Annotated in this window: 2 protein-coding genes, 2 tRNA genes, 3 rRNA genes and 1 pseudogene; 3 read left to right on the top strand and 5 right to left on the bottom strand. The window is 53.3% G+C overall.

What is annotated here, in order from left to right:
- From AC1DVH_RS25200 to AC1DVH_RS25210, 3 genes and pseudogenes are all read left to right on the top strand, one after another.
- Positions 1–181: pseudogene (locus tag AC1DVH_RS25200) on the top strand (TetR family transcriptional regulator); the annotation flags it as partial.
- 89 nt (positions 182–270) lie between these two features.
- Positions 271–684: a VOC family protein gene (locus tag AC1DVH_RS25205; RefSeq protein WP_477756099.1), complete on the top strand. Its 414-nt coding sequence runs from the start codon at positions 271–273 to the stop codon at positions 682–684.
- A gap of 198 nt (positions 685–882) precedes the next feature.
- Complete coding sequence (locus AC1DVH_RS25210; protein WP_477756100.1) at positions 883–1,635, top strand: bestrophin-like domain; 753 nt, start codon at positions 883–885, stop codon at positions 1,633–1,635.
- A gap of 152 nt (positions 1,636–1,787) precedes the next feature.
- Here AC1DVH_RS25210 and rrf read toward each other — a convergent pair.
- From rrf to AC1DVH_RS25235, 5 genes are all read right to left on the bottom strand, one after another.
- Positions 1,788–1,903, bottom strand: a 5S ribosomal RNA gene (rrf, locus tag AC1DVH_RS25215).
- Between the two features lie 149 nt (positions 1,904–2,052).
- Positions 2,053–4,944: ribosomal RNA gene (locus AC1DVH_RS25220) — 23S ribosomal RNA — on the bottom strand.
- Between the two features lie 240 nt (positions 4,945–5,184).
- Positions 5,185–5,260 (bottom strand) — tRNA-Ala (locus AC1DVH_RS25225).
- 10 nt (positions 5,261–5,270) lie between these two features.
- Positions 5,271–5,347, bottom strand: a tRNA-Ile gene (locus tag AC1DVH_RS25230).
- Positions 5,348–5,469: 122 nt separating this feature from the next.
- Positions 5,470–5,656 (bottom strand): 16S ribosomal RNA (locus AC1DVH_RS25235); the annotation flags it as partial.

The raw sequence follows: 5,656 nt of genomic DNA on the forward strand, positions 1-5,656 counted from the left end.
CCCACCCAGCTGGCTGACGCCCCATGTTCTGGACGAGCAGGAACGTGAGGAACTGCTGGAAAGCATGGTCAGCGGCGCCATCGAACGTGTGCTTGCACCACGGCGTGTGCCGGAGGCGATAAGCCTCGCGCGTCCTATCGAAAAAACATCTAAAGAAACACAAGCTTCGACAAAGATTTAGCGCTTTGCTTGTCGGCTCGACACAATCGGAATTCGCCGAAAAAACCGGCGTCCAAACCGATGTATGTACTCGAGCACCTGGAGCCGACCATGAAAATCAATCCCTACCTTATCTTCAACGGCGACTGCAAAGCGGCCTTCACGTTCTACGCGCAGTGCCTGCAGGGCCAGATCGAAGCCATGTTGACCTTCGGCGAAACGCCGGCCGGTGAGCATGTCCCTACGGATCTGCACAATCTGATCATTCATACCCGCCTGATCGTGGGCGATCAGGCCATCATGGGCTCGGACACCACACCGGATCGCCCCGTGGATAAAATGAGTGCCTGTTCGATTTCACTCAACGTCGACAGCATTGCCGAGGCCGAGCGGGTCTTCAATGCACTGGCGGGCGGTGGCACTGTGCAAATGCCACTGGAGACCACGTTCTGGGCGGCGCGCTTCGGCATGCTGGTCGACCGTTTTGGTGTGTCGTGGATGGTCAATTGCGAAAAGGATCAGTAAACGGCCTTTGTCGAACGACAGTATTGAAGGCACAAAGCCCAACCTGAAAAGGTTGGGCGTTCTGGCAACTCCCGGTCTGTCTGCTACCGTCAACTAGCCACATGGATAGCGGCGCAAACTCAAAGGCATCGTGATCAAGTACCAATAGTTTCCCCCACGCCCCGGAGACACCGTCAGCGGAGGTTGAATTTGAATGATGTGGTGATCGCCCTCATCGTTTTCGCCTGCCTGTTCGGCAGCGCACTACTGGGCTCGTACGTAAGGGAGCGATTACCTAGCCATCACCTGAGCGATGACTCCGTCGCGGTGGTAAAGCTGGCTACCGGCCTCATCGCAACGATGTCGGCGCTGGTTCTCGGCCTGCTCGTTTCCTCAGCCAAAAGCACCTTCGATACGGCTAATGCCGAACTGGAGGGTGCGGCGGCGAAAGTGGTTCAATTCGACCGCATGCTGGCCCGCTACGGTGCCGGCACCCAGGACATCCGCACCGAGCTCAAGCACAACTACGCCGAAGTCACGGAAGTACTCGCCTCTCGCGATCACCGTCAGATTGCAACGCTCGATAGCCCCGAAGTCATCCGTCGCTCTGAAGGTCTACAACGCCAGGTCGAATCACTGTCGCCGGGCAACGATGATCAACGCTCACTCAAAGCCGCGGCATTGCAAGACATGGACACGGTTTTTGCCACCCGCTGGTTGACCCTGCTGCAAGCCAATCAATCGATCCCACCGGTGATGCTGGTGATCCTGGTGTCGTGGCTTGCGATTATCTTCGGTTCCTTCGGCCTGTTTGCACCACGCAACGGGACCATTGTCGTCGTGCTGTTGATGTGTGCCCTGTCGACCGGGGCAACAATCTTGCTGGTGGAAGAGCTCAATCGGCCGCTTGATGGTTTTATCTGTGTGTCTCTGGAACCGTTGACGCATACGCTGGAGCGGTTGGGGCAGTAGGAGCGAGCTTGCTCGCGATGAGCTTCAGCACGGCGCGGGGCATCAGTAAGTTAGCGTCAGCGTTGACGACCATCGCGAGCGAGCTCGCTCCTACACGGCGGACAAAAACAAAACCCCTACCTGCATACGCAGATAGGGGTTTCGGAATTTAATCTTGACGATGACCTACTCTCACATGGGGAAACCCCACACTACCATCGGCGATGCATCGTTTCACTGCTGAGTTCGGGATGGGATCAGGTGGTTCCAATGCTCTATGGTCGTCAAGAAATTCGGGTACCGAGTCGTGGCCAGCTGGCCGCGCTTCAGCAAATTGGGTAGGTGATAGCTTTCGGTGTTTTGYGAGMGTCGAACTTTCGGTTCATTGCGTCTTCACACACCGCAACTCGCTTCTTAAGCAAATTGCTTGGGTGTTATATGGTCAAGCCTCACGGGCAATTAGTATTGGTTAGCTCAACGCCTCACAGCGCTTACACACCCAACCTATCAACGTCGTAGTCTTCGACGGCCCTTCAGGGGACTCAAGGTCCCAGTGAGATCTCATCTTGAGGCWAGTTTCCCGCTTAGATGCTTTCAGCGGTTATCTWTTCCGAACATAGCTACCCGGCAATGCCACTGGCGTGACAACCGGAACACCAGAGGTTCGTCCACTCCGGTCCTCTCGTACTAGGAGCAGCCCCTCTCAAATCTCAAACGTCCACGGCAGATAGGGACCGAACTGTCTCACGACGTTCTAAACCCAGCTCGCGTACCACTTTAAATGGCGAACAGCCATACCCTTGGGACCGGCTTCAGCCCCAGGATGTGATGAGCCGACATCGAGGTGCCAAACACCGCCGTCGATATGAACTCTTGGGCGGTATCAGCCTGTTATCCCCGGAGTACCTTTTATCCGTTGAGCGATGGCCCTTCCATACAGAACCACCGGATCACTAAGACCTACTTTCGTACCTGCTCGACGTGTCTGTCTCGCAGTCAAGCGCGCTTTTGCCTTTATACTCTACGACCGATTTCCGACCGGTCTGAGCGCACCTTCGTACTCCTCCGTTACTCTTTAGGAGGAGACCGCCCCAGTCAAACTACCCACCATACACTGTCCTCGATCCGGATAACGGACCTGAGTTAGAACCTCAAAGTTGCCAGGGTGGTATTTCAAGGTTGGCTCCACGCGAACTGGCGTCCACGCTTCAAAGCCTCCCACCTATCCTACACAAGCAAATTCAAAGTCCAGTGCAAAGCTATAGTAAAGGTTCACGGGGTCTTTCCGTCTAGCCGCGGATACACTGCATCTTCACAGCGATTTCAATTTCACTGAGTCTCGGGTGGAGACAGCGCCGCCATCGTTACGCCATTCGTGCAGGTCGGAACTTACCCGACAAGGAATTTCGCTACCTTAGGACCGTTATAGTTACGGCCGCCGTTTACCGGGGCTTCGATCAAGAGCTTCGCGTTAGCTAACCCCATCAATTAACCTTCCGGCACCGGGCAGGCGTCACACCCTATACGTCCACTTTCGTGTTTGCAGAGTGCTGTGTTTTTAATAAACAGTCGCAGCGGCCTGGTATCTTCGACCGGCGTGGGCTTACGGAGCAAGTCCTTCACCCTCACCGGCGCACCTTCTCCCGAAGTTACGGTGCCATTTTGCCTAGTTCCTTCACCCGAGTTCTCTCAAGCGCCTTGGTATTCTCTACCCAACCACCTGTGTCGGTTTGGGGTACGGTTCCTGGTTACCTGAAGCTTAGAAGCTTTTCTTGGAAGCATGGCATCAACCACTTCGTCACCCAAAGGGTAACTCGTCATCAGCTCTCGGCCTTRRRATCCCGGATTTACCTAAGATYYCAGCCTACCACCTTAAACTTGGACAACCAACGCCAAGCTGGCCTAGCCTTCTCCGTCCCTCCATCGCAATAACCAGAAGTACAGGAATATTAACCTGTTTTCCATCGACTACGCTTTTCAGCCTCGCCTTAGGGACCGACTAACCCTGCGTCGATTAACGTTGCGCAGGAAACCTTGGTCTTTCGGCGTGGGTGTTTTTCACACCCATTGTCGTTACTCATGTCAGCATTCGCACTTCTGATACCTCCAGCAAGCTTCTCAACTCACCTTCACAGGCTTACAGAACGCTCCTCTACCGCATCACCKAAGTGATACCCGTAGCTTCGGTGTATGGTTTGAGCCCCGTTACATCTTCCGCGCAGGCCGACTCGACTAGTGAGCTATTACGCTTTCTTTAAAGGGTGGCTGCTTCTAAGCCAACCTCCTAGCTGTCTAAGCCTTCCCACATCGTTTCCCACTTAACCATAACTTTGGGACCTTAGCTGACGGTCTGGGTTGTTTCCCTTTTCACGACGGACGTTAGCACCCGCCGTGTGTCTCCCATGCTCGGCACTTGTAGGTATTCGGAGTTTGCATCGGTTTGGTAAGTCGGGATGACCCCCTAGCCGAAACAGTGCTCTACCCCCTACAGTGATACATGAGGCGCTACCTAAATAGCTTTCGAGGAGAACCAGCTATCTCCGAGCTTGATTAGCCTTTCACTCCGATCCACAGGTCATCCGCTAACTTTTCAACGGTAGTCGGTTCGGTCCTCCAGTCAGTGTTACCTAACCTTCAACCTGCCCATGGATAGATCGCCCGGTTTCGGGTCTATTCCCAGCGACTAGACGCCCTATTAAGACTCGCTTTCGCTACGCCTCCCCTATTCGGTTAAGCTCGCCACTGAAAATAAGTCGCTGACCCATTATACAAAAGGTACGCAGTCACCCAACAAAGTGGGCTCCCACTGCTTGTACGCATACGGTTTCAGGATCTATTTCACTCCCCTCTCCGGGGTTCTTTTCGCCTTTCCCTCACGGTACTAGTTCACTATCGGTCAGTCAGTAGTATTTAGCCTTGGAGGATGGTCCCCCCATATTCAGACAAAGTTTCTCGTGCTCCGTCCTACTCGATTTCATGACCARGAGATTTTCGCGTACAGGGCTATCACCCACTATGGCCGCACTTTCCAGAGCGTTCCGCTAATCTCAAAGCCACTTAAGGGCTRGTCCCCGTTCGCTCGCCACTACTAAGGGAATCTCGGTTGATTTCTTTTCCTCAGGGTACTTAGATGTTTCAGTTCCCCTGGTTCGCCTCTTGCACCTATGTATTCAGTACAAGATAACCATCTTATGATGGCTGGGTTCCCCCATTCAGACATCTCCGGATCAAAGTCTGTTTGCCGACTCCCCGAAGCTTTTCGCAGGCTACCACGTCTTTCATCGCCTCTGACTGCCAAGGCATCCACCGTATGCGCTTCTTCACTTGACCATATAACCCCAAGCAATCTGGTTATACTGTGAAGACGACATTCGCCGAAAATTCGCACTTGCTCAWAGAGCAACTCACAAATTTTACCTTAGCCTGATCCGTTACCAGTGAAAGTAACGTTCAGTCTATCTTTCTATCACATACCCAAATTTTTAAAGAACGATCTARTCAAAAGACTAGAAATCAATATTCRCRCTGGAATATTCATTTCTAAACTCTTCGACACTTTGAAGCAGTTTATGGTGGAGCCAAACGGGATCGAACCGTTGACCTCCTGCGTGCAAGGCAGGCGCTCTCCCAGCTGAGCTATGGCCCCATAACAAAATTGGTGGGTCTGGGCAGATTCGAACTGCCGACCTCACCCTTATCAGGGGTGCGCTCTAACCAACTGAGCTACAGACCCAATTTCGAGCGCGTAACTGTTAGCTTGGAGCTATCAGCTTGGAGCTTAAAGCTGCTTCTATCGTCTTCTTCAATGAATCAAGCAATTCGTGTGGGAACTTATGGAGCAGCTGAGTCGTCGATTAAGGAGGTGATCCAGCCGCAGGTTCCCCTACGGCTACCTTGTTACGACTTCACCCCAGTCATGAATCACACCGTGGTAACCGTCCTCCCGAAGGTTAGACTAGCTACTTCTGGTGCAACCCACTCCCATGGTGTGACGGGCGGTGTGTACAAGGCCCGGGAACGTATTCACCGCGACATTCTGATT

Source organism: Pseudomonas sp. P4_C3 (assembly GCF_056402075.1).